Source organism: Streptomyces sp. 142MFCol3.1, assembly GCF_000424945.1.
GTDB lineage: Bacteria > Actinomycetota > Actinomycetes > Streptomycetales > Streptomycetaceae > Streptomyces > Streptomyces siamensis.
The window spans coordinates 222,674-246,892 of sequence record NZ_AUKV01000012.1; the positions used below are offsets into that span (position 1 = coordinate 222,674).

Genomic DNA, 24,219 nt, shown 5'->3' on the forward strand with positions numbered 1-24,219 from the left:
GGAGGTGGGACGGGAGAGGCCGTGCGGGTGACGCCGATGGGGGGTGCACTCCTGGGGACACCGGTCGCGGTGTCCTGTGACGAACCTGCTCGGAGCGCCCTGACCCCCTTCCCGGGACGGCGGGAAGGGGGAGTTCACAGGGGACGTACGGGGACGGGGGGCCCGGACGGGGGACGGGAGGCTAGCCGTTGACGACGGGGATGACCTCGTCGCCGTACGCGTCGATGGTGGCCTCCTGCGCGTCGTGCATGTCGTAGACGGCGAACTGGTCGACGCCCAGCGCACGGAGCGCGTTCAGCTTCTCGATGTGCCTCCCTGGGGTGCCGATCAGGCAGAACCGGTCGACGATCTCGTCGGGCACGAACGCGGTGTCCGGGTTGTCGGCGCGCCCGTGGTGGGAGTAGTCGTAGCCCTCGCGGGCCTTGATGTAGTCGGTGAGTTCTTCGGGTACGGCGCCGGAGTGCTCGCCGTACTTGGCGACCAGGTCGGCGACGTGGTTGCCGACCATGCCGCCGAACCAGCGGCACTGTTCCCGTGCGTGGGCGAGCGCCTCGGGCGAGTCGTCCTCGGTGACGTACGCGGGTGCCGCCACGCAGATCTTCACGTCGGACGGGTCGCGGCCCGCCGCGGCCGCCGCGTCCTTCACCGCCTTGACCATGTACTCGGTGAGGTAGAGGTCGGCCAGCTGGAGGATGAAGCCGTCGGCCTCCTCACCGGTCATCTTGAGGGCTTTCGGACCGTAGGCGGCCATCCAGACGGGGAGTTCGGCGCCGGGCCGGACCCAGGGGAACCTGACGACGGTGCCGCCGAGGTCGGCCTCCTCGCCGCGCGCGAGTGCGCGGATCACCTTCATCGCCCCGCTTATCCGGGCGAGGGTGTTGGGCTTGCGTCCGGCGACGCGCATCGCCGAGTCGCCGCGCCCGATGCCGCACACCGTGCGGTTGCCGTACATGTCGTTGAGCGTCGCGAAGGTGGAGGCGGTGACCTCCCAGGTGCGCGTGCCGGGGTTGGTCACCATCGGTCCGACCGTCAGCCGCTCGGTGTGCGCGAGGATCTGGCTGTAGATCACGAAGGGTTCCTGCCACAGCACGGCGGAGTCGAAGGTCCATCCGTAGGTGAAGCCGTTGTCCTCGGCCCGCTTCATCAGCTCGATGACGCGGGAGGCAGGGGGGTCGGTCTGCAGGACGAGTCCGAAGTCCATGGCGCCACTCCTGGTCGCTCAGAGAAGGTACTGACAGGTGGAGCGGGGGGTGTAGACGCCGTGCCCCACGCGTCCGGTGAACTCCCGCTCGGTGATCACCGGTTCGCCGCGCGAGAGCACGGACTCGACCCGTCCGGTGACGCGCTTGCCCTCGTACGCCGAGTAGTCGACGTTCATGTGATGCGTCTCGACCGACATGACCTGTTCGGCGTGCGGGTCGTAGATGACGACGTCGGCGTCCGCGCCGGGCGCGATCGTGCCCTTCTTCGGGTACAGACCGAACATGCGCGCCGGGGTGGCGCAGGCGATCTCGATCCACCGGCGGCGTGAGATGTGCCCGTCGACGACGGCCTGGTGGAGCAGGTCCATGCGGTTCTCGACGCCCGGCAGGCCGTTGGGGATCTTCGAGAAGTCGCCCCGGCCGAGCTCCTTCTGGCCCACGAAGCAGAAGGGGCAGTGGTCCGTCGAGACGACCTGGAGGTCGTTGGTGCGCAACCCCCGCCACAGGGCCGCCTGGTGCTCCCTGGGGCGAAGAGGCGTGCTGCACACGTACTTGGAGCCCTCGAAGTCCGGCTCGGCGAGGTTGTCCGTCGACAGGAACAGGTACTGCGGGCATGTCTCGCCGAAGACGTTCAGGCCCTCGTCGCGCGCCCGTGTCAGCTCCGCGACGGCCTCCTGTGCCGAGACGTGCACGACGTACAGCGGGGCGCCCGCGACCTGGGCCAGTTTGATGGCGCGGTGGGTGGCCTCAGCCTCCAGAAGCGCTTTGCGGACCTCTCCGTGGAAGCGCGGGTCGGTCTCGCCGCGGGCCAGCGCCTGCTCGACGAGCACGTCGATCGCGATGCCGTTCTCGGCGTGCATCATGATCAGTCCGCCGTTCTCGGCGGAGCGCTGCATGGCACGCAGGATCTGGCCGTCGTCGCTGTAGAAGACGCCGGGGTAGGCCATGAACTGCTTGAAGGAGGTGACGCCTTCCTCCACCAGCAGGTCCATCTCCTTGAGCGTCTCCTGGTTCACGTCGGAGACGATCATGTGGAAGCCGTAGTCGATGGCGCAGTTGCCGTCGGCCTTGGCATTCCAGGTGTCGAGGCCCTCGCGCAGCGAGCGGCCGACGCTCTGGACCGCGAAGTCGATGATGGTGGTGGTGCCACCCCAGGCCGCGGCCCGGGTGCCGGTCTCGAAGGTGTCGGAGGCGAAGGTCCCGCCGAAGGGCAGCTCCATGTGGGTGTGGGCGTCGACGCCGCCCGGGATGACGTACTTCCCGGTGGCGTCGATGGTCCGTTCGGCCGTCCACGCCTCGGCCGCGGGAGTGCCTGTCGCGGCGAGGGCGGCGATCCGGCCGTCCTCGATCAGGACGTCGGCGTGGATCTCGTCGGACGCGGTGATGACGAGTCCACCACGGATGACGGTACGGCTCATGCTCCCTCTCCTTCCGGTCGTGCGTGCACTGAGGGAATACCGAAGCTGTCAGGGGCTGGGGTCAACGCTGTTTCCTCGGGGGAAAGCCGGGTGCGGGGGCGGGGGCCGCGCGCCGGTCCGCGGGCCCGCCCCCGTGTGCCGGGCCCGCGGGACGCGGCGTGCCTACGGGGCGGTCAGCGGCCCGTACGTGCCCGGGGCGCGGTCGCGGTAGAACTGCCAGCGGTCGCGGACCTCGCGGAGCTTGGCGAGGTCCAGGTCGCGGACGACGAGTTCCGTCTCCTTGTCGCCTGCCACCTCGCCGACGAACTGGGCTTCCGGGTCCACGAAGTACGAGGTCCCGTAGAAGTCGTTGTCGCCGTACTCCTCGACGCCGACCCGGTTGATCGCGCCGATGAAGTACTCGTTGGCGGCGGCCGCCGCCGGCTGCTCCAGTTGCCACAGATAGCCGGACAAGCCGCGGGAGGTGGCCGACGGGTTGAAGACGATCTCGGCACCGGCGAGGCCCAGCGCGCGCCAGCCCTCGGGGAAGTGCCGGTCGTAGCAGATGTAGACCCCGATCCTGCCGACCGCCGTTTCGAAGACGGGCCAGCCGGAGTTGCCGGGCCGGAAGTAGAACTTCTCCCAGAATCCCGGGACCTGGGGGATGTGGGTCTTGCGGTACTTGCCGAGGTACGAACCGTCGGCGTCGATCACGGCCGCGGTGTTGTACAGGACGCCGGGCTGCTCCTCCTCGTACATCGGCAGGACGAGGACGAGGCCCAGCTCCTTCGCCAGCGCCTGGAAGCGGCGCACGATGGGTCCCTCGGGGATCTGCTCGGCGTACGCGTAGAACGCCTTGTCCTGGACCTGGCAGAAGTACGGCCCGTAGAACAGCTCCTGGAAGCACAGGACCTGGGCGCCCTGTGCGGCCGCGTCGCGGGCCGCCTGCTCGTGGACCTGGATCATCGATTCCTTGTCGCCGGTCCATGCGGTCTGGAAGACGGCGGCGCGGATCACTCTGCTCATCGGGACCTCCGGTCGCTCGGTGTGCGAGGAGCCTAGGAAGCCCGGACGGCGGCTTTGAGTTGCACCGTGTCACGTCTGAGACGCCCGGCCGTTCCACCGTGTCACCCTTGCGTCGTCCCATGTTTCACCTGAGTCGTCCGGTGTTTCCGTGTCTTTGCCCGTCGTGCTCCCACCGGTGACGCGGGGTGTGCTCCCGGTGTTGTTGCGCGTCGTGCGCGAGCAGTGCGATGTGCACGGACGCGGCCTGTTCGAAGTCGTCCAGGTCGACGCCCAGACGCGTCTGTATGGCCTCCAGCCGGCGGTACAGGGCTGGCCTGCTGACGTGGTGCAGCTGAGCGGTGCGCGACTTGTTGCGGCCGGTCGCGAGGTACGTCCGCAGCACCGGCAGCAGCTCCTGCTCCGCGTCGGCCCCGCACAGCAGCCCGTCGAGCTCCCGCTCGGCGAAGGACTGGACGTGCGGATCGTCGCGCAACAGCCGGACCAGACCGCGCAGATGCACGTCCCGCAGTCGCACCAGCACCGGCCGGTCCTCGTCGGCGGGCGCGTCGGCGGCGGCCTCGGCGACGTGCAGGGCCTCGCGCAGGCCGCCCGGTACGTCGTCCCAGGCGATGCGCGCGGAAGCGGCGGCCACGGTCGTACGGGTGCCGGTCTCGTGGCGCAGCCGGGCGGCGAAGTGCGCGGCCAGCGCCTCCGCGTCCTGGTCGCGGGCGAGACTGAGCAGGACGGCCGTGGCCCCGTCCGCGAGTTCGGCGACGAGGCCGGGAAGGCCCACCAGCCTGAGGACGCGGTCGAGTTGTGCCGGATCGCCGTCCGGCACGACCAGCGGGACGAACGTCCGCCGGTTGACGGGCAGTCCGGCCGCCCGCGCCCTGGGCAGCAGGTGCCGGACCGGGACGACACCGCTCACCAGGTCGGTCAGCAGACCCTGCGCCGACTCCTCCTCCCAGGTGTGCACGGAGCCGCCGAGCATCCGGTGCAGGACCAGCGCCTCGGCGGCGCGGTCGGCGAGCAGTCGCCCGGTCGCGCCGTCGCCGCGGTATCCGCACAGCACGATGCGGCCCCAGCGCTCTCCGCGTCCGCCCAGCTCGGCGCGGATCCACCCGTCGCCCTCGCTGCCGCCCGCCTGCCGCGCGATGCGCTCCCAGTCCCGCAGCACGTCGTCCACCGCGGACCGCTCGCCCGCCGTGGCGAGCACTCGGTGCGCGAGGTTGCTGACGACGACGGGGCAGGCGGCGTGCCCGGCGATCTCGTCGAGCATCCGTTGCAGCGGGGCGCCCGCGGTGACGAGCCCGGTGAGCGTCGTGCGCACGGCCTCGGAGAGGCTGACGGCCGCGAACTTGCTGCGCACCAGCCGGGACTGCACCTCCTCCGTCAACTCGGCGAAGGGGAACGGCCGGTGCAGCACCACCATGGGCAGCCCGCACCGCTCGGCGGCCCGGCGCATCACGTCGGGCGGTGCGGGGAAGGCCCGGCCGAGCCCGAGGACGACGGCCGCGGCCTCCGCGCGGTGCAGGGAACGGATGTACTCGGCCTGCGCGTCGGGGTCGCCGGCGAGCAGCACGCCGGTGGTGAGCACCATTTCGCCACCGCTGAGCATGACGCCCACGTCGGCGGCCTCGGCGACGTGCACCCAGCGCACCGGCCGGTCGAGGTGGCCCGCCCCGGCCACCACCTCGGGCTCTCCGGCGAGCACCCGGTCCAGGCTGAGGACCTGGCGTACCGACAGGGCGGGTTCCAAGGCGGTGGTCATGGCGACGTTCCCCTCATGTCCTCGGCTCGGTTCGCTCCGGGGTGCCGTCGCCCGTGCCGGGGAGGCCGGCCGTGCTCGGCTCTCCTTCGCCGTGCTGCTACTGGGCGCGCCGCAGGGCGCGCTCCAGGATCGCCGCGCCCTCCTCCGCCTCCGCGACGGTGAGGGACAGCGGCGGCGCGATGCGCAGCACGCTGGTGCTGTGGCCGCCGCCCTTGCCGATCAGCAGGCCCTCCTCGCGGGCCGCTTCGAGAACGGCCGCGGCCGCTTCCGGGTTCGCCTCGTCGCTGCCCGCCTTGACCAGTTCGACGCCGATCATCAGGCCGCGTCCGCGGACTTCGCGTACACCGTCGAGCTGCGCGGCGATCGCGCGGAGCCGCTCGATGAGCAGACCGCCGACGCGCCGGGCGTTGCCCTGGAGGTCGTGTTCGAGGAGGTAGCCGAGGTTCGCGAGCCCCGCCGCCATCGTGACCGGCGAGCCGCCGAAGGTGGAGATGGAGTTGGAGTCGAGGCTGTTCATGATCTCGGCCCGGGCGACGACCCCGCCGATGGACATGCCGTTGCCGATGCCCTTGGCGAAGGTGAGCATGTCCGGGGGGCCCGCGTCGGCGTGCGCCTGCCAGCCCCAGAAGTGGTCGCCGGTGCGGCCCCATCCGGTCTGCACCTCGTCCGCGATCCACAGGACGCCGTGCCGGTCGAGGACTTCGCGGAAGGCCGCGTACAGGCCGTCCGGCGGTGTGGTGAAGCCGCCGACGCCCTGGATGGGTTCGGCGATCAGGGCCGCGGGCGAGCGGACATGGCCGAGCAGGTCCTCCAGGTCTTCGACGCAGGCCGCGATGAACTCGGCGTCCCCCAGAGCCGCGTAGGGGCCGCGGGTGCGTACGCCGCCGTGGACGTAGAGTGTCTGGAGGGGCGAGAGCGAGGTCGGTGACCAGCTCTTGTTGCCGGTGATGCCGACGGCGCTGAAGGAGCGGCCGTGGTAGCTGTTGCGCATCGCCAGGATCTGGTTGCTCCGCCGGTGTGCGGTGGCCAGCAGCAGGGCGGTGTCGTTGGCCTCGGTGCCCGAGGTGGTGAAGAAGACCCGGGCGTCGGGGATGCCGGACAGCTGGGCGATCCGCTCGGCGAGTTCGACCATCGGCCGGTTGAGATACAGGGTCGAGGTGTGGATGATCCGGCCGGCCTGTTCGCTGACGGCCTTGGTGACCTCGGGCAGGGCGTGCGCGGTCATCGTGGTGAGGATGCCGCCGAAGAAGTCCAGGTACTTGTTGCCCTGGGCGTCCCAGACGTGCCGGCCCTCGCCGTGGGTGATCTCGATCGGGTCCTCGTAGTAGAGGGCGAGCCAGTCCGGCAACACCGCCTTGTGCCGCGCGTACAGGTCCGTCACGGCTGCACCAGCCCTTCGTACGCGTCGGGACGGCGGTCCCGGTAGAACGCCCATTGCTGCCGTACTTCCTCGATCAGGTCGAAGTCGAGGTCGCGGACGACGAGTTCCTCGCTCTTGTCGCTCGCGGGGTCCCCCACGAACTGTCCGCGCGGGTCGACGAAGTACGACGTCCCGTAGAAGTCGTTGTCCCCGTACTCCTCCTGCCCGACGCGGTTGATCGCCGCGATGAAGTACTCGTTGGCGACGGCCGCCGCGGGCTGTTCCAGCTGCCAGAGGTAGGCGGAGAGACCGCGGGAGGTGGCGGAGGGGTTGTACACGAGCTGCGCGCCGTTCAGGCCGAGCTGCCGCCACCCCTCCGGGAAGTGCCGGTCGTAGCAGATGTAGACGCCGATCCTGCCCACGGCGGTGTCGAAGACGGGCCAGCCCAGGTTCCCCGGTTTGAAGTAGTACTTCTCCCAGAAGCCCTTCACCTGGGGGATGTGGTGCTTGCGGTACTTGCCGAGGTAGGTGCCGTCGGCGTCGATCACGGCCGCGGTGTTGAAGTAGAAGCCGGACTGCTCGACCTCGAACACGGGCACGACGACGACCATGCCGGTCTCGCGGGCGAGCTCCTTCATGCGGGTGACGGTCGGGCCGTCCGGCACGGGCTCCGCCCAGCGGTAGTGCTCGGGCTCCTGGACCTGGCAGAAGTACGGGGCGTTGAAGACTTCCTGGAACCCGATGACCTTGGCGCCCTGGCGGGCCGCCTCGCGGGCGTGTTCCTCGTGCTTGGCGACCATGGATGCGGTGTCGCCGGTCCAGGTGGCCTGGACCAGGGCGGCACGTACGACGTTGGCCATGAGCTGCTCCTTCGACGGGACGTCAGAGAGCCTCTACGCCCGTAGACAAAGGCTGTAGAGGCTCGAAAGTAAGCCCCGGGGAGAGCCTTGCCAAGACCATCGTCGTTAACCCGCTGAGTCGATCACGTTTCTTACCCCAGCGGGTGAGTGACGGCACGGACGCCCCGGCGGAAACACCCGCGCGGAAGGGGGCGGGGGACCCGGCGGTGGCGGCCGGGCGCCTGTCCGGTGGGTGGGTCGGCGCCGTGCCGGTGATCCGCCCGTTGCAGCCGTTGTGTGGTCCGGCGTGTCAGTGCGGTGGGGTGGTGGCGCCGTCCGCAACGGGCAATTGATTCACCGGCACGGCCCCTTCCGCGAGAGGGCGACTGCGGGTGTGAGGGGCTGGGGGCTGGGGCCGGCCGTCGGCCCGTCCGACCGTGGCTCCCGTCCGGTCCGACGGCAGCTCCCGTCCCGCATCGAGGGCAGGGCAGCACCTTTCAGCCCGTCCGGCGTTTGAGGACGAGGCCGTCCAGGCCGATCGGGGGTCCGGGGGCGGAGCCCCTGGGCTTGGGACGGGTAGGGGCGGAGGGGGCGAAGGAACCCGGGGTCCAGCCTGGGACGGGCGCGCGGGGCCGGTCGGGGCTTCGGCCGGACGGCGGGGCGTTGACACTGCCGGGCGACAGGTCACCGCATGCGGGCGGGATCACGTCAGCCTCCCCCGGACGGGGGCCGCACCGCCAACAGGCGCGGCCCTCTCCCGACGAGCGGGTCAGGCCGTGTGGCCCGCCACTCTGAGGGCGTGGACCAGGTCCCAGTGACACTCGTCCGACACCTCCCGCGCGGCCTCCAGGAGCAGGGGGACCAGCCGCTGCGGGTCCGTTTCCGCGCTCCGGGCCACCTCCTCCGGGGTGCGTACGCGGACGTACGCGCCGAGCAGGGCGCGGATCTCGCGCTCACGGCCGTGCTCCGCGAGGCCCAGCACGGCGGCCCCGATCTCCGGCGCCGGCCGCGCGACGCCCTGGCGCAGCATCCGGCGGCCGTCGGCGCTCCGGCCCGCGGCGGTGAGCGCGTCGGCGGCGGCGACCAGCCGGTCGGCGGGCAGCGAGGCCGCCTCCCACAGCAGCGTCGCCCAGTCCGCGTCCAGGCCCGCGCGGTGCAGTTCGGCCGCGAGCAGCGGGAAACGGGCGGCGGGCCAGTACGCGGCCTCGACGAGCAGGGCGTGCGCCTCGCCGCTCCGTCCCTCGCCGCGCAGCCGCGTGAGCACCGCCACGGTCTCGGAGGCGGCCCGCAAGGCGTCTCCGTCCACGGGGGCCGTGCGTGGCTGTTCGGGTTCCTCGGCAGCCCCCGCGAAGCGGGCACCCCGGGGCGTGCGCCGGGCGCTCGGTGCGGCCGGTGCGGGCAGCGCCTGCACGGGCTGGGGTACGGCCTCGGGTGCGTCGTCCTGCTCCATCATCCCGGCGAAGCGGGCGCTGCCCCGGGGGCGGCGTTTCGATCGCTGCTTGGGGACGGGCGCCGGCGTCCCGGCCGTGGGGCGAGGACTTCCGGACGCTTCTGCGGGCTCGACGGCGGGCCTCGGGCCGCGCGAGACCCCGGAGGGCTCCTGGGGGCTCGCCAGGGGCTCCGCGGGCGCGTGCGCGCTGCTGTGCGGGCCACTGGCACCGAGTGGGGCGTGCACGTCGTGCGCGGCGGCGGGCGGACCGCTCCATGCCTCTGCCTGCGGGCCGCCGTATCGGGTTGCCTGCGGGGCGCCGTGCTCATCTCCCCGCAGGCCGCCGTATCCGGTTGCGTGCGGGTCGCTGTGTGCGGCTGCCTGCGGACGGGCCACCGCACCGCGCGCGCCAGCACCAGCACCAGCACCAGCCTCCCACCGGGGGGCACCCGTCGACGTCGGCAGGCCGTCCGGTGCGCGTGCCGGCAGCGCGTCGCCGCTCGCCCCGGGCGGAAAACCGAGCGCGCCCTGCGCGTGGGGGCGCAGGGCGCGGCGGTCGAGGTCGACCATGCGGCGTCGGAGCTCCGCGCAGCGGGCCGAGGCGCGTTCATGGTCGTCGTGGGCCCAGGCGAGGTCGAGGCGGATCGACTCGGCCTCCTCCGCGGAGCCGGCCGAGGGGAGCTGCCGGTTCAGTTCGGCCTGGCGTTCCGCCGCGTAGCGCTGCTCGCGGAGCATGACGTCGAGTCGGTCGCTGAGGGCGTCGCGTCCGCCCGGCCGGGCGTCGTACGCGGCGAGCGAGGCGCCGTGCAGGGCGCGGGCCCGTTCGCCCTCCTCGTCGGCCGCACGGTCACCGAACTCGGCGGCGAGGTCCTGGAGGAGCGCCGCCACGACGTCCCAGGGCGGGACCTCCCAGCCGTGCAGGCAGGCCCGCATGCCGTCGGGATCTCGCTGCCAGAAGACTCCGCACCAGCCGCCGCCCTGGTCGAGCCGTGCCATCAGCCCGTTCAGGTACTCCGCGAAATCCCGTATCTGCACCGGGAGTTGTCCTACGGCCATCACACGACTCCCTGCCCGAACGGACCACTTCGGTCCGGTAGACAACACCAGTCGTGTTACGGGACGGCTACGGGGAGTTTGCGGGCGGGACGCAGCGGGCTCCCGCACGGGGCGCACGGTGGTGTGCGGTCCCGCACGACCCGCCCGTCACGCCGCCACGGTCGGCGCGCACCGCACGACGAGGTCGTCCATGGACAGTCCGAGCGCCTGAGCCAGCGCCGCCACCCGGACGCGGGTCCGCGCATCCTGACGGCCCGCTGACCGGCCCCCGGGGTCCGGCGGCGTCCGCCCCCCCCGTGCGCCCGCCCGGACCGCACCGAGCGGGCGCGAACAGCCTGCCGGGGCCGGGCGCGGACGACGCGGGGCCGGCCCTGCCGGCCCCGTCGCCGCACACCCCCCGTACCGCGCCCGTGGCTACGAAGCCGGGCGCACCACCATCGCCGAGCCTCCGCCGCGGCGCACCTTCTCCGCCGCGGCCAGCCACTCGCCGCTCGGCAGGCGCTGGACGCCCGTCGCCGCGCCGATCTCGGGGTTCAGCTTGAAGGAATGCCCGAGGGCGGCCAGCTGGGCACTGGTCGTGCTGTCGTACAGGCCCGGTTCGAGTTCCGTCTGAGCGGCGTTGCGCTGGCTGGCCCGCGGCGCGGCGATCGCGTCCACCAGCGGCATCCCGCGGTCCACGAACTCGGTCAGGGTCTGCAGGACGGTCGTGATGATGGTCGCGCCGCCGGGCGACCCGAGCGCCACGACGGGCCGGTCGCGCTTGTCCAGGACGATGGTCGGCGAGATCGACGAGCGCGGACGCTTGCCGGGGCCCGGGAGGTTGGGGTCGTGCACCGCCGGGTTCGCCGGCGTGAAGGAGAAGTCCGTCAGCTCGTTGTTGAGGATGAAGCCGCGGTGCGGGACCGTGATGCCGCTGCCGCCCGTCTGCTCGATGGTCAGCGTGTACGAGACGACGTTGCCCCACTTGTCGGCGACCGTCAGGTGCGTGGTGTTCTCCCCCTCGTACGTCGTCGGGGCGGCCTTCCCGGCGGCGGCGCAGGCCGCCGGGTGGTCCGGGTCACCGGGTGCCAGCGGGCTGTTCAGTACGGCGTCGTCCTTGATCAGGCACGCGCGCGAGTCGGCGTACTTCTGCGACAGCAGTCCGCGGGTGGGCACGTCCTCGAAGGCGGGGTCGCCCAACCAGCGGCCGCGGTCGGCGAAGGCGATGCGGCTCGCCTCGATGTAGCGGTGCAGGTACTGCACGTCACTGGCCTTCGAGAGGTCGGACCGCTCCAGGATGTTGAGCGCCTCCCCGACCGTGGTGCCCCCCGAGGAGGACGGGGCGATCGAGTAGACCTTCAGACCGCGGTAGGAGACCTTCGTCGGCGCCTGCCGCTTCGCCTCGTAGGCCTCCAGGTCCTTGAGGGCGAGCCTGCCCGGGCGCGCGTTGTAGCCGGAGGCCGGGTCGACCGGCGGCTTGTTCACGGTGTCGACGATCTCCCGGCCGAGCTTGCCGCCGTAGACGGCGTCGACGCCCTTGCTGCCCAGCTCTTCGTAAGTGCGCGCCAGATCGGGGTTCTTGAAGGTGGATCCGACGACGGGCAGGGAGCCGCCGGGGAGGAACAGCCGCGCGGTGTCCGGGAAGTTCTTGAAGCGGGCCTGGTTGGACTCGGTCTGCGAACGGAAGGTCGCGTCGACGGTGAAGCCGTCGCGGGCGATGCGCTCGGCCGGAGCGAGCACGCTCGTCAGCCGCTTGCTGCCCCAGCTGTCCAGCGCGGTCTGCCAGGTGGCAGGCGTGCCCGGTGTGCCCACGCTCAGCCCGCTGGTGACGGCGTCCGCGAAGGCGAGGGGTCTGCCGTTCTCCACGAAGAGGTTCGAGTCGGCGGTCAACGGCGCCGTCTCGCGGCCGTCGATCGTGTGCACCGTACGGGACTTGGCGTCGTAGTAGACGAAGTAGCCGCCTCCGCCGATGCCGGACGAGTAGGGCTCGGTGACACCGAGGGCCGCCGCGGTGGCGACCGCCGCGTCCACGGCGTTCCCGCCCTTCTTCAGGACCTCGATCCCCGCCGCGGAGGCGTCCGCGTCGACGCTCGCCACCGCGCCGCCGTACCCGACCGCGACGGGCACCTTGGCCGGCGTGACGGGTGCGCCCTTCGCCCCGGCGGAGGGCGGCGCCGCCGCACCGACCGAGACCACCGCCGCCGAAACCGCCAGGACCGCCAGATTCCGCGCAACAGAGCGACGCATCCGTACCTCCAGTCATCAGCCGTCCGCGCAGCGTAACTTCAGCGCACCGTCCCCGTCAGGACCCCCTCGAACACCGTTCCGCATTCCCGCTAGCATGCGCGCCCATGAATGACGACGTGCGCAACATCGTCCTCGGCGTGGTCGCCGCCGGCCTCAGCGCCGCGCTCGGCTGGCTCACCCGTACCTACCTGTGGAAGCGCAAGCTGCGCCGCAAGCAGGCGTTCTTCGGACTGCCGGACAACTCCGAGTCGCTCCTCGTGGTCAACCGTGAGGCGGGCGGGCCTGAACTCACGGTAATGCGCCACGACGTGTTCGCGCTGCTCGAACTGTCCGCGCTGATCAAGGACTGCGGTGCGCATGCCCAGGTCATCGCGCACGACACGGCGCAGCAGGGCTTCGGCGAGCGCACCGAGTTCTGCGTGGGCGGGCCGTCGTCCAACCGCCGGATGGCCGCGCATCTGCACTCGCTGCTCCCAGGCATCCGCGTCAACGTCGACCCCGAGCCGGGTCCGGACCGCGGGGCCTTCCAGATCGGCAGCGAGCGCTACCGTCTGGAGTCGGGCAAGAGCGAGTACGTGATCCTCGCCCGGCTGGTCGCGGGCCAGGACCGTGCGACGAGACCGGTCTTCCTCTTCTGCGGCCAGCGCGCGATCACCAATCAGGCGGCGACCCGTTATCTCGCCCGCAATCACGAGCGCCTCGCACGCAAGCACAGCAACGGCTCCTTCGTCCTGCTGCTGAAGGTCGTCAACTCCCAGGCGTACGGCCCCGATGTCGTCGAGGTCGTCGCGGACGTCACCCGGGCCGCCCAGAGCCCGCTGCCCACGCCCGCCCCGCCGCGGAGCTCGCACCGGGCCGCCTCGTAGCCCGAGGGGTGATCCCACACGTGTCGCCGGGCTCCCGGCGGCACATTTCACGCCCGGCGTCCAGCACCTGGAGCGCACACTTCGGCCCCCTCGGCACTCATCGAATGCACAGTTCAACGATCGTTACTCCCACGTAACTTACCAGCGGGTTACCTTCAGTAAGAGGGTGAGGTTACCGTCGGGTCACTTTGCGCTGACACGAGTGAGGAGTGCCCCGTGGGACACGGTCGCAACACCCTGCGCACGTCCGCCGCCGGTGCCGTCTCGGCGACGCTGCTCGCCGCCGGTCTCGGCCTGGCCCCCGCCGCCTCGGCCGCCGCCGGCACGCCCGGCATCCGCTTCGTCGACATCTCCGGAGACGGGGGCACGGTCCTCAAGGCCAACGTCGTCGCCCCCGCGGGCGCCGACGGCACCCGCAGCTATCCCCTCGTCGTGCTGCCGACGAGTTGGGGCCTGCCTCAGGCCGAGTACCTCGTCCAGGCCCAGAAACTCGCGAACTCCGGTTATGTGGTGGTCAGTTACAACGTCCGTGGCTTCTGGCAGTCGGGCGGCGAGATAGAAGTCGCGGGTCCGCCCGACGTCGCGGACGCCTCCAAGGTGATCGACTGGGCGCTCGCGAACACCCCGTCCGACGCGCGGAAGGTCGGCATGGCGGGCGTGTCCTACGGGGCGGGCATCAGTCTGCTGGCCGCGGCGCACGACGAGCGGATCAAGGCGGTGGCCGCCCTCAGCGGCTGGGCCGACCTCATCGACTCGATCTACTCGGGCCGCACCGAACACTCCCAGGCCGCCGCGCTGCTGGACGGCGCCGGTGCGCTCACGGGCCGGCCGAGCGCCGAACTCCGGCAGACCTTCAAGGACTTCTTCTCCTCCGACCTCTCCAAGGAACAGAACCTCATCGCCTGGGGCAAGAAGCGCTCCCCGGAGACCTACGTCGACCGGCTCAACGCCAACGGCGCGGCGATCATGCTCGCCAACGCCTGGGGCGACACGATCTTCCCACCCAATCAGTACACCAAGTTCTACGAGGAGTTGACCGGTCCCAAGAGGCTGGAGTTCCGCCCCGGCGACCACGCCACGGCCGAGGCGACCGGGCTGTTCGGACTCCCCAACGACGTGTGGACGGACACCGGACGCTGGTTCGACCATTACCTCAAGGGCGCGGACAACGGCATCGACCGTGAGCAGCCGGTCCAGCTCAAGTCGCGCTCCACGGGCGGCTACGAGGGCTACCCGGACTGGAAGTCGGTCGGGAAGGCGTCGAAGAAGCTCGCGCTCCCGGGCACGACCACCATCCACGCGAACGTGGACTCGGGCGCCGACGGCGGAATCGTGTTCCTGTCCAGCATCCTGGACCAGCTCGCCCAGTTGCCTCCGACGGCCTCGATCCCGCTGCTGCCGCGGTGGTGGGCGGCGGTCTGGCAGTCGGAGAGGTGCGCGAGCGCGCAACAGGTGCGCGGCACAGCCAGGTTGCACACCACGGTCACCGCGACCAAGGAGAGCGGCACCCTCGTCGCGTACCTGTACGACGTGGGCCCGCTCGGCCTCGGCAAGCTGGTCAGCAACGCGCCGTACACCTTCCACGGGCGGACGCCCGGCAAGCCGTTCGGTGTGGACCTGGAGTTGTACTCCACGGCCTACGACGTTCCGGCAGGGCATCGCCTCGCCCTGGTCGTCGACACGGTCGACCCGCTCTACATCGAGCACAACCCGTCCGGCGCGCAGCTGACCTTCTCCTCGCCGGCGCACGACCCGTCGTATGTGACGGTGCCCCTGCGCGAGCAGTGATCTCCGGCTGCCGCCGGCCGGGCCTGGCCCTGTGAGCTGCTGCTCCCCCTACGGTCTCGGGGCCGTGGGGGGACCCCCACCCGGCAGCAGCGTCCCTGGTTCGGCCGGTGCCCCGTGCACGGCCTCGGTCTTGGGACCGTGCCGCTCCCGCCGGGCCGCCCCGAGGGCGACCCAGTGGTGCGGCATGCACGTCCCGGTGCGCGACGGCGGGGGCGCCACCGGCACGAGGACGAACGGCACATCGTAGTCGACGTTCCGCGCGAGCGGCTTCCCGGTGCGGACGAGCGCCCTGTCGCCCGGCAGCGGCCGGACCTCATGGGCGCACACGTGGGGTACGGACATGTGCGGCACTCCCCGTTCAGTGCTTGAGCATCTCGGAAAAGAAGTCCTTGGCGCGGTCACTGCGCGGGTCGGTGAAGAACTCCTCGGGAGTGCGGTCCTCGACGATGCGGCCGTCGAGCGTGAACACGACGCCGAAAGACCATGCCGGCCTCGGTGCGGAGCCGGGCCGGGGCCTCGCCCTCGTCGGGGAGCGGCCGGCCGTCGAGCTCGATCCTCCCTGATTCGACGGTCTCCGGACGGTTGATCGTTCCGTGCGGGGTGGATGCGTCCGGGCCCGACGGGCCGGTGATCACCACCACCTCCCCCGTGCCGGCCGTGAGGCTGATGTCTTGCAGGACATGTGGCTCCCCGAAGTACTTGTTCACGTCGTGCAGCTCGATCAACGGATCGACAGCCATACCGGACCTGCCCGCTTTCAGCTCTGTCGATCACGCAAACTATCGACGCAAAAGGGGACTTACGGGACGACACGCACTCACCATAATTAACCGTATTTGAGGCTGCATAACGGTCGGATCACGACGCCGGGCGAGCGGGGCCGCCCCACCTCGTTCCGGCGCCGCGAGGGCACGGCCGCCCGATCGCGCCCGGTCAGCGGGGGTGCGGAACCTTCCGCCATGGGTTCACCCCGGACGGCGGTCCCCTGAGCGGCCCCTCGGACGATCCGATCGTCGGCCTGGGCGTGTCGCCGGTCGACGCCCACGAGCGGCGGTCGTGGGGCGCACCCGAGGCCGCGCCGCGGCCGGACGCGGGTCCCGCCCTCTCCGCTGACGGGCCGGGCGCAGGAGCCGGCCATCCCCCAGGACACGACGGGCCACGAGGGCCCGCTTCCTGGGACTAGGTCCACGCCCCGAGCTTCTCGGGGTTGCGCACCGCCCAGATATGGGTCACCCGGCCGCCGGAGCCGGAGAAGGCCGCCACCGTCACCGTGATCCCGGCGCGCTGGGCCACGAGGCCGGGCTGGCCGTTGACCGTCCGCTCCAGGAGCGTCAGGCCAGACACCTTCTCGGCGAAGTGGGCCAGGTACTGGGCGATGCGCTCGCCGCCCGCGACCGGGCGCAGCGCGGCGCCGACCACGCCGCCGCCGTCGGCCGTCATCGTGGCGTCGGGGGCGAGCAGACCGACCAGGGCCTCGATGTCCCTGGCCTCCCACGCCTGCTTGAAGTCCCGTACCGGACCGGCCTGTCCCGAGACCGGGGGGTGCGCGGCACGCACCCGGCGCCGGGCCGACGACGCCAGCTCACGGCAGGCCCCCGGCGACCGGTCGAGGATCTCGGCGACCTCTGCGAAGGGGTACCGGAAGACGTCGTGCAGCACGAACGCCACGCGTTCGGCCGGTGTCATCGACTCCAGGACGACGAGGAAGGCCATGTGCACCGACTCGTCGAGCGTGACCTGGTCGGCGGGGTCGACCGCCCGGTCGGTCCACTCCGCGCGGTCGGGCAGCGGCTCGGGCACCCATGCGCCGACGTAGCGCTCACGCCTGACCCGCGCAGAGCCGAGCACGTCCAGGCAGACCCGGGTCGCCACCGTCGTCAGCCAGGCGCCGGGCGAGGCGATGGCCTCCTGCTGCCGCGACGACAGCGCGCACCAGCGGGCGTACGTCTCCTGCACGGCGTCCTCGGCCTCGGCCAGCGACCCGAGCAACCGGTAGGCGATGTTGGTCAGATGCCGCCGTTCGCCGAGGACCGCGCTCAGCTCTGTGGTCACGAAGACCGTCCCCCTGACATTTTCCGAACCTGTGTCGTCGAAACAGCGCAACCGTACAGAAGATCCACTGCCACGAGGCAGGAGAGAGGACCGCATCATGGCCATCCGGACGTCGGCACTCCCGCGCGGCACCACATTCCTCCAGCTCGCGGTCGCCCTGCAGACCGCCACCATCTTCCTCCAGGCCGTCAGCGCCGGACTGCTGCTGACCGCGCACTACGGCGAGGTGATGCACAGCGTCGGTGCGCGGGTGATGTACGGCGCGTCGATGCTGTACGTGCTCGCCGCGGTGCTGGCCTGGAAGCCGGGCGGGGGTTCGTCCCGGCCCGTCCTGCACGCGTCGGGCTTCCTCGCCCTCGCCTCGGTGCAGGTGGTGCTGGGCATCGCACACGTACCGGCGTTCCATGTCCCGCTCGGCATCCTGATGTTCGGCCTGAGCGGGCTGGCGCTGGCGCGCCACCGGTCCGAGGCCGTCCCTTCCTGATACGGCGCCGACCGGATCACGTCGCCCGCGCTGCGATCGCACGGGCCGGGAGGGAGCGCCTCAGGCCTCGGCGGCCTCGGCGTACACCTGCGACAGCTCGGGGACGCCCTGCACGGCCCAGTCGAGCCCGGCCTCGACGACGGGGAGCTCGCGGCCCGAGGGGAGCCGTACCACCGGGCTGCCGCCCGACCAGACGTGCCACGTGGCCCCGGGAACGGTGCGCACCACGACGGTGCCGAGATACAGGCCCGCGTCGTTCCCCAGCCACGGCAGCGCCTCGGGGTCGTCGCGCCAGCGCGGCAGGAGCTGATCGAGCGCGGTCAACGAAGCGGGCGTGTCGTCGAGTTCGAGCCCCACGGCCGACGCGTGGGAGCGGAGCAGCTCGCACTCCGAGAGCAGTTCGGCCACGCCCTCCGGGTCGTTCTCGAAGGCGACGGCGAGGCTCTGTCCGTGCTCGTGCGGGGTGCGCCCGAGCAGTCTGTCCAAGAAGCGGATGTTCATGACCGGCCTCTCCGTGGGGTGCGATCTCCGACAGCTCCGCGTTTCCGGTATTTCCAAGAATGTATCTTGCGGCAGTTGATCACGGAATCATCCGAATCACGGCGCCGTCCCCCCGGACCGCACGTCTCGCCGCGAGCATGACATGCCGTCGGCACCTCACCACCGGCCGCCGCGAAAGGGTCACGCCACCCACACCGCTCGCCGACGCCCGCCCCGAGCGCGGCACACCGCTCGCCGACGTCGCCGCTGCTTGCCGCCGCCGTGAACAGAGCACGTCGCACGCACATCATGCCGTCGGCAGCCGCCCGGCACGAAAGGCGCAGGTCGCCCGCACCGCCCGCCTCGAACGTTCCACACCCCCTCACTCCCTCACCCCACCCTTGCGCGACCTACTCCGGCGGCCGTGTCCGTCGCACCCTTGCCAAAGATATTCATCCTTCGTAGAGTTCAACGCAGCATGAGTTCAACACACGTTGACTTTCATGTTCCGCCGCCCCACGACCAGGAGAGGCAGGGCCCGTGCAGAAGATTCCCTTCCAGGTGAACGAGGGCGGGATCGTCGCCCTGCTGCCGAACGGGCATGTCGAGTTCCTCGCCGCGTCCGCACGGGAGCTGATCGAGCGCCACAACTCCGGACAGGCCGTGAGCGCCACGGAGTTGATGACGCACGCGCTCGCCGATCCGCTGGTGACGCTCGACCGGTTCCATCTGCCCGCCCCGGCCATCGCCTTCGTGGAGACGACGAACCTCTGCAATCTGCGCTGCCGCCACTGCTACGCGGACTCCGCGCTCAAGCGCCCCGACGAGATATCCACCCCGCGCATCAAGCAACTCCTCGACGAATTCGCGGAGATGGGCGTCCTCCAGGTGTTCCTGACGGGCGGCGAGATCTTCTCGCACCGGGACGCGGTCGAGATCATCCAGCACGCCCGTAGCAAGCCCTTCAGCACGCAGATCTTCACCAACGGCCTGCTGGTCACCGAGGAGCGGCTCGCCCGGATCCCGCCCGGCCAGTCGTTCTTCATCAGCTTCGACACCGCGGACCCCGAACGGACCGTCCGCGGCAAGATGGACTTCCCCAAGCTCCAGCACGCCTTCGAGATGATGCGCAAGCACGGGCACGTGTTCCGCACCGCCATCTCCGTCCACCGCAACAACATCCAGGACGCCGAGGAGATCTTCGACTGGTGCGCGGAGCGCGGGTACCCCCGGCCCCAGTGGCTGGAGACGCACCCGGTGGGCCGGGCGCTGCTCCACCCCGACATGCTGCTGCGCCCCGAGGACGTCGACGAGGTCTTCGAGGTCTACAGGCGCTGCATGGACCGGTACTCGGCCGAACCCGACCAGGAACCGGTCGCGACGCCCGCCGGTGAGGGCCGGCGGGCCGCCGACGAGATCCGCGGGGTGGACACCATCCAGTTCTGCCAGCGCCTGGAACGCGCCGTGGGCCAGGAGAAGTGCGGCCGCTCGGTCGTCTACGTGAACAGCCGCGGCGACGTGTACCCGTGCAGCAACTGCATGTCGGGGCAGCTCTACCGGGCCGGCAACACCACCGAGAAGCCGTTCGCCGAGATCTGGCGGCACGGGTTCGACGAGTTCCGCGACATCCGCTTCAGCGACCACTCCGTGTGCGGCTCGTGCCCGGTGGCCCAAGAGGACATCTGGTGCCAGTTCCGCTGCCCGCCGCTGGCCCGGAACATCACCGGCGACCCGAAGGGCTGCGGCGCCACCGAGTACCTCCAGGAGTTCACGCTGCGCTCCGGCCGCTACTGGCGCGACCGCAAACAGCGCAACGTACGCCTGACCCTGACACCTCGTCAGTCACCGTCGGCCGACCCGTCCGGCCCCACCCGACTCCCGCTCCCGACGACGTGAGCGGGCCCCTGTCCCACGGCGGCGCGACAGCTGCCGCCTCCACCGAAGGGAAGACTGCCATGCCCGAAGAGAAGAAGGTCATCCGCATCCACCTGGAGCCGGGGCAGGAGGGCGTGACCCTGAGCGCCGTCGGAGCCGCCTCGGCCACCGCCCCCGCCGAGACCCTGGTGGAGGCCACCAACATCACGGAGGCCACCGTCATCGAGGTCGAGGTCTGATCCCACGCCTTTGCCGAAGGCGACGAAGCGGTGCACCGCTTCCCGGCCCGTTGAGGGGCGGGCCGGGAAGCCCCGCCGGACGGCAGAGGCCCGCACGCCATCCGTTCCTCCCCCGACGCGCCGGACGGCCCGGAGCGGGGGGAGACCATGCCCAGCTCCCTGCGCGGAGCCGGCTGTAGGAGACGAGGTCGCGATGAGCAGGACGGCTGCTTCGGCCGGCACCACAGCACTGCGCCGCCCCGGTGGGGGAACCACGTCACGCCCCGGTACGGGCACCGCGCCGCGCCCCGGCACGGGACTCGCGCGGCTGCTCGACCAGAACCCCGCGCTGCGGATCGGCCAGGACGACTACAACATCAACGTGACGGCCAACTACGGTGACCAGCTTTCGGCTTCGCAGGTCGCCGCCGCCATCCGGGACCATCCGGGAGCCGGCCGCCCCGCCCACCTCTACTTCCACGTGCCGCTGTGCGCCTACATCTGCCACTTCTGCAACTACGTCAAGCGCAAGGTCGCGGACGGCCCCGAGGGCGAGGCGGCCCCGCGGATCTGGACGGACCTGCTGCTCGACGAGTCCGGCCGGCGGCTCGCCCACTCCCCCTGGCTCGCGTACGCCCCGATCGAGTCGGTCTATCTCGGCGGAGGCACCGCCTCGCTGCTCGGCACCGAACAGCTGAAGCGGCTGCTGGACCACGTACGCGCCCGCTACACGCTCGCCGACGACTGCGAGATCTCGCTGGAGGGCAACCCGGACAACTTCCAGCACGACGAGCTGGCCGAGGCATGCGCCATCGGGTTCAACCGCTTCAGCGTCGGCGTGCAGTCCCTGCAGAGCGAGGTCAACGCGTTCGCCGGACGCGGCCACGACGCCGAGATGTCGCTGCGGGCCGTCGCCAAGCTGCGGGCCACCGGCAGGCCGTTCAACGTCGACATGATGTTCGGGCTGCCCCATCAGTCGACGGCGACGGTCGCGGACGACATCCGGCGTCTCATCGACCTGGACGTCCCGACCATCACCATCTACCGCCTGCGCAACGCCGACCGCGCCAGGATGGGCATCGGCAACCGGGCGCTGTGGAACGTCGAGAGCGTCAAGAACAGGCTGCGCGAGCAGCACCTGTTCCCGTCGCTCGGCGAGACGTACGCGATGCGCGAGGCCGTCGTGGAACTGCTGCTCGACGGCGGCTACCACCCGAGCCCCTGCGGCTGGTGGAACCGGCCCGGCGTCTACCCGGACGGGAACATCCCGCGGGTCTCCCGCAACAAGTGGCAGCGCCACGACTCGATGATCGCGTACGGGCCGGGCGCGTACGGCTGGCTGACCGGCGACGGGGACACCGTCGTACAGACCCACAACATCGCCGACATCTCCGGGTACGCGGCCCGGCTCAAGGAAGGCCCCGGTCTGCCCCTGGCCTCCGGGCGGCGGCTGGCGGGCTACCAGGCCGTCGGCATGGTGCTCGGCTTCGCCTTCAAGGCGAACCAGCCCGTCGACGCGGGCCGGTTCCGCCGGCGGTTCGGCGTCGAGCTCTTCCACGACGAGCCGTTCGCAGGGGTCTTCGCCGAACTCGTCGAACGGGGCCTCATGGAGCGGGTCCCCGGCACCCCGGAGAGCATCGCCCCCACCCTGGACGGCGAGGCGCTCCACGAGGAGATCATCAGCGTCTACTTCCACCAGCGCATCGGCGGTTTCGCCGAGGCCGTCTGCCACAGGTGAACCGATGAACGTGCATCAGCGCACCCAGTGGCACCGGGACTCCGACGGGACGCGGTACCGCACCCGGCGGTCCTTCCCCGCCGGTCCGGCCCGGGCCACCGTCCTGCTGGCCGGTCCCGGCAGCGTCTCCGTCGTGGACGGGCAGGGACGGGACGACCTGCTGCTGGAGCAGCTGACCGGTCGGCTGGTCACCCAGGGCGCGCAGGTGCTCACCTGCGACATGCCGGCGCGGGAACCGGACTCGCCCTCCACGGAGGCCGATCAGCGCAGCAGGGCCGGCCGGCTGTCCCGGCTGCTGGCGGCACACCGGCACCTGCCCGCCGGACCGCTCGTGCTCGTCGGGTTCTCCCTGGGCGCGCTCGCCCTGCTCCAGCTGCTGCGCTCCGGCGAACCCCGGCAGGCGGACCGCGCGGTGCTGGTCGGCACGGTGATCGAGGAGGACGTCTTCCTGACCTCGCACGTTCCCTCCCTCGACCTCGTGTACGGCAGCTTCGACCTGGTGGGCTACGTGGCCGACGCCGACGACGAGACACTGCCGCCCGCCGTGTTCGCCCCGGACATGTACGGCCAGTGGTCGGCGAGCCGGCTGGTCGGGCGGCGCGCCTTCGAGGTCCGCGTGCATCTGCTCGAAGGGCTCGGGCACACCCTCCAACCCTGCGGCCCGGGCCCGTCCCGGGACGCGATCGCGGCACTCACCGACCTGGTGGGCACAGCTCAGTGACGGACAGACGGCACACGACGCAGAAGGCGGCGCACGACATGCTCTCCAGCCAGCGATTCGACAAGATCGCCGAGAACTTCGCGACCAGCGAGGTGCATCGTTCCAGCCCCACGATGGAGGCCCTGCACGAGACGCTCGGCCCGCAGACGGGGCGTGCCGTCTGCGACGTCGCCTGCGGCGCGGGCCACCTGGGCCTGTCGTTCGCCGACGAACTCCCCGCTCGTCTCGTCGCGGTGGACCCGGCGCCGAACATGCTGGCGTCCGTCCGCAGGCTCGCGGCGGAGCGCGGCGTCACCGTGGAGACGGCCGAGGCCCGTGCCGAGGAACTCCCCTTCGCGGACGCCTCGTTCGACCTCGTGGTGTCCCGCCTGGCCCCGCACCACTTCGGTGACATGCCGAAGGCCGTGAGCGAGATGACACGGCTGCTGCGCCCCGGCGGGCGTCTCGCGGTCATCGACCTGGAGGGCCACCAGGACCCCGCCGTCGACGCGCTCAACCACGAACTGGAGATGCTGCACGACCCGACGCATGTGCGCAGCTACACCCTGGACGAGTGGATCGGCTTCCTCCAGGACGCCGGGCTCAACGTGCCGGTCGCCCGGGGTGCCCAGTCGGAGAGCCGCACCGGGGTGCCCGTGAAGCGGTGGTGCGAGATCGCCTCGTCCGGCGCGGAGGCCGAGCGGGCCGTCCGGGCACGGCTCTCCGAGGCGCCGGCGCGGCACCGGGAGGCCCTCGGCATCCGTCGGGAGGGCGAGGAGTACTTCATCCCCGTGCGCACCTGCATGGTGATCGGCGTGAAGCCGCTCGGCGGGGTGCGCTGAGATGCCGGTGATCAGGCTCTTCTCCCCGTCGCCGAGCCCCGGGGCGGCCGTGCTCGGCGAGCTGGCCGACTCGGTGACGGTGCTGCTCGGGCTGGAGCGCGGTCACTGCTGGGTGTGGTGGCAGCGCCTGGAGCCGGACAGCTTCCACCGGCCCGAATGGCACGCGGGTGCCGCGGCACCGGCTCCGGTGGGGTTCGTCGTGTGCAAGGAGAGCTACAGCCGGTCGCAGGTGCACCGGCTGCTGCGGCTGCTCCAGGAGCGCCTGGGCGACCTGCTCGACGTGCCGCGCGAGGAGATCTATCTGACCGTGCAGCGGGCCACCGAAGGGGAGTTGCTCGTCCGGGACCGGGTGTGGTCCCTGGAGCGGGACGCCGCGGGACCGGCCCTGGACGGCGACGACGGAAGGACTGGCATGACCGGTGGACCGATCACTGACCTGGTGCCCATCGCGCAGGTGCACAACGAACGGCGCGAACTCGTCGACGACCACTGGGGGGAGGTGACGTCCGTCATCCGGCTGGACGCCGAACGGTTCACCGCGGACGCGCTGCTCTCCCTCGACTCGTTCTCGCACCTGGAGGTCGTCTTCCACTTCCACCGGGTTCCGCCGGGCAAGGTGCAGGAGGGCGCGCGCCATCCGCGCAACAACCCCAAGTGGCCGCTGGCCGGCATCTTCGCGCAGCGCGGCAAGAACCGCCCCAACCGCATCGGGGTCTCCCGCTGCCGGCTGGTCAAGACGGACGGCCTCGATCTGCACGTCGTCGGGCTCGACGCCGTCGACGGCACGCCGGTGCTCGACATCAAGCCGTATCTGCGGCAGTTCGGACCGCGCGAGGAGGTCGTCCAGCCGCAGTGGGTGGACGAACTGATGCGCGACTACTACTGACCACC

General features: G+C 71.4%; 20 protein-coding genes and 1 pseudogene. 9 read left to right on the forward strand and 12 right to left on the reverse strand.

The genetic code is table 11. The features are described 5' to 3' along the window. Positions 1-181: 181 nt before the first annotated feature. From H305_RS0119715 to ggt, 8 genes are all read right to left on the reverse strand, one after another. Positions 182-1,201 carry a TIGR03842 family LLM class F420-dependent oxidoreductase gene (locus tag H305_RS0119715; RefSeq protein ID WP_028801905.1) on the reverse strand — a complete coding sequence of 340 codons (1,020 nt, stop codon included), beginning with the start codon at positions 1,199-1,201 and terminating at the stop codon, positions 182-184. Between the two features lie 18 nt (positions 1,202-1,219). After that, positions 1,220-2,620, reverse strand: coding sequence for a dihydropyrimidinase (hydA, locus tag H305_RS0119720; RefSeq protein ID WP_028801906.1), 1,401 nt, complete (start codon positions 2,618-2,620; stop codon positions 1,220-1,222). 162 nt (positions 2,621-2,782) lie between these two features. After that, on the reverse strand, positions 2,783-3,625 hold the full coding sequence (locus H305_RS0119725; protein WP_028801907.1) for a nitrilase-related carbon-nitrogen hydrolase: 843 nt from the start codon (positions 3,623-3,625) through the stop codon (positions 2,783-2,785). A gap of 124 nt (positions 3,626-3,749) precedes the next feature. Continuing rightward, the gene (locus tag H305_RS46470; RefSeq protein WP_234020962.1) at positions 3,750-5,375 is read right to left on the reverse strand and encodes a PucR family transcriptional regulator; all 1,626 of its coding nucleotides are present in this window, start codon (positions 5,373-5,375) and stop codon (positions 3,750-3,752) included. 97 nt (positions 5,376-5,472) lie between these two features. After that, entirely contained in the window at positions 5,473-6,756 is a 1,284-nt protein-coding gene (locus tag H305_RS0119735) for an aspartate aminotransferase family protein (RefSeq protein WP_028801908.1), read from the reverse strand. Further along, complete coding sequence (locus H305_RS0119740) at positions 6,753-7,595, reverse strand: nitrilase-related carbon-nitrogen hydrolase (protein ID WP_028801909.1); 843 nt, start codon at positions 7,593-7,595, stop codon at positions 6,753-6,755. Before H305_RS0119740 ends, H305_RS0119735 begins: the two co-directional genes overlap by 4 nt. A 748-nt stretch (positions 7,596-8,343) precedes the next feature. After that, complete coding sequence (locus tag H305_RS0119745) at positions 8,344-10,059, reverse strand: hypothetical protein (RefSeq protein WP_028801910.1); 1,716 nt, start codon at positions 10,057-10,059, stop codon at positions 8,344-8,346. Between the two features lie 414 nt (positions 10,060-10,473). Beyond that, positions 10,474-12,285: a gamma-glutamyltransferase gene (gene ggt / locus H305_RS0119750; protein WP_028801911.1), complete on the reverse strand. Its 1,812-nt coding sequence runs from the start codon at positions 12,283-12,285 to the stop codon at positions 10,474-10,476. A gap of 104 nt (positions 12,286-12,389) precedes the next feature. Here ggt and H305_RS0119755 point away from each other — a divergent pair, with 104 nt between their 5' ends. Together H305_RS0119755 and H305_RS0119760 are read left to right on the forward strand one after the other, a co-directional pair. Then, positions 12,390-13,151, forward strand: a complete 762-nt coding sequence (locus H305_RS0119755; RefSeq protein ID WP_028801912.1) for a hypothetical protein — start codon at positions 12,390-12,392, stop codon at positions 13,149-13,151. Positions 13,152-13,367: 216 nt separating this feature from the next. Then, positions 13,368-14,939, forward strand: coding sequence for a CocE/NonD family hydrolase (locus H305_RS0119760; RefSeq protein ID WP_028801913.1), 1,572 nt, complete (start codon positions 13,368-13,370; stop codon positions 14,937-14,939). A gap of 48 nt (positions 14,940-14,987) precedes the next feature. Here the strand turns inward: H305_RS0119760 and H305_RS0119765 are convergent, their stop codons facing one another. The 3 genes and pseudogenes from H305_RS0119765 to sigJ all read right to left on the reverse strand — a co-directional run bounded on the left by H305_RS0119765 (position 14,988) and on the right by sigJ (position 16,991). Continuing rightward, a complete protein-coding gene (locus H305_RS0119765; protein ID WP_028801914.1) occupies positions 14,988-15,281 on the reverse strand; it encodes a hypothetical protein in 294 nt (97 codons plus the stop codon). A 131-nt stretch (positions 15,282-15,412) separates the two neighbouring features. Next, positions 15,413-15,679: pseudogene (locus H305_RS50775) on the reverse strand (ATP-binding cassette domain-containing protein); the annotation flags it as partial. A 439-nt stretch (positions 15,680-16,118) separates the two neighbouring features. Beyond that, the gene (gene sigJ, locus H305_RS0119775; RefSeq protein WP_028801915.1) at positions 16,119-16,991 is read right to left on the reverse strand and encodes an RNA polymerase sigma factor SigJ; all 873 of its coding nucleotides are present in this window, start codon (positions 16,989-16,991) and stop codon (positions 16,119-16,121) included. A gap of 97 nt (positions 16,992-17,088) precedes the next feature. Here sigJ and H305_RS0119780 point away from each other — a divergent pair, with 97 nt between their 5' ends. Further along, entirely contained in the window at positions 17,089-17,475 is a 387-nt protein-coding gene (locus H305_RS0119780; RefSeq protein ID WP_028801916.1) for a hypothetical protein, read from the forward strand. Between the two features lie 60 nt (positions 17,476-17,535). Here the strand turns inward: H305_RS0119780 and H305_RS0119785 are convergent, their stop codons facing one another. Next, a complete protein-coding gene (locus H305_RS0119785; protein WP_028801917.1) occupies positions 17,536-17,976 on the reverse strand; it encodes a DUF6278 family protein in 441 nt (146 codons plus the stop codon). A gap of 519 nt (positions 17,977-18,495) precedes the next feature. Here H305_RS0119785 and H305_RS46475 point away from each other — a divergent pair. The 6 genes from H305_RS46475 to H305_RS56410 all read left to right on the forward strand — a co-directional run bounded on the left by H305_RS46475 (position 18,496) and on the right by H305_RS56410 (position 24,214). Beyond that, positions 18,496-19,851, forward strand: coding sequence for a radical SAM/SPASM domain-containing protein (locus H305_RS46475; RefSeq protein WP_051370741.1), 1,356 nt, complete (start codon positions 18,496-18,498; stop codon positions 19,849-19,851). Positions 19,852-19,910: 59 nt separating this feature from the next. After that, positions 19,911-20,069 carry a hypothetical protein gene (locus tag H305_RS53445; RefSeq protein ID WP_158690554.1) on the forward strand — a complete coding sequence of 53 codons (159 nt, stop codon included), beginning with the start codon at positions 19,911-19,913 and terminating at the stop codon, positions 20,067-20,069. 193 nt (positions 20,070-20,262) lie between these two features. Continuing rightward, a complete protein-coding gene (locus H305_RS0119800; protein WP_028801918.1) occupies positions 20,263-21,786 on the forward strand; it encodes a coproporphyrinogen-III oxidase family protein in 1,524 nt (507 codons plus the stop codon). 4 nt (positions 21,787-21,790) lie between these two features. Then, complete coding sequence (locus H305_RS0119805) at positions 21,791-22,507, forward strand: alpha/beta hydrolase (protein WP_028801919.1); 717 nt, start codon at positions 21,791-21,793, stop codon at positions 22,505-22,507. A gap of 38 nt (positions 22,508-22,545) precedes the next feature. Next, complete coding sequence (locus H305_RS0119810; RefSeq protein WP_037764627.1) at positions 22,546-23,328, forward strand: class I SAM-dependent methyltransferase; 783 nt, start codon at positions 22,546-22,548, stop codon at positions 23,326-23,328. Between the two features lie 412 nt (positions 23,329-23,740). Continuing rightward, entirely contained in the window at positions 23,741-24,214 is a 474-nt protein-coding gene (locus H305_RS56410) for an SAM-dependent methyltransferase (RefSeq protein WP_037764628.1), read from the forward strand. Positions 24,215-24,219 lie beyond the last annotated feature (5 nt).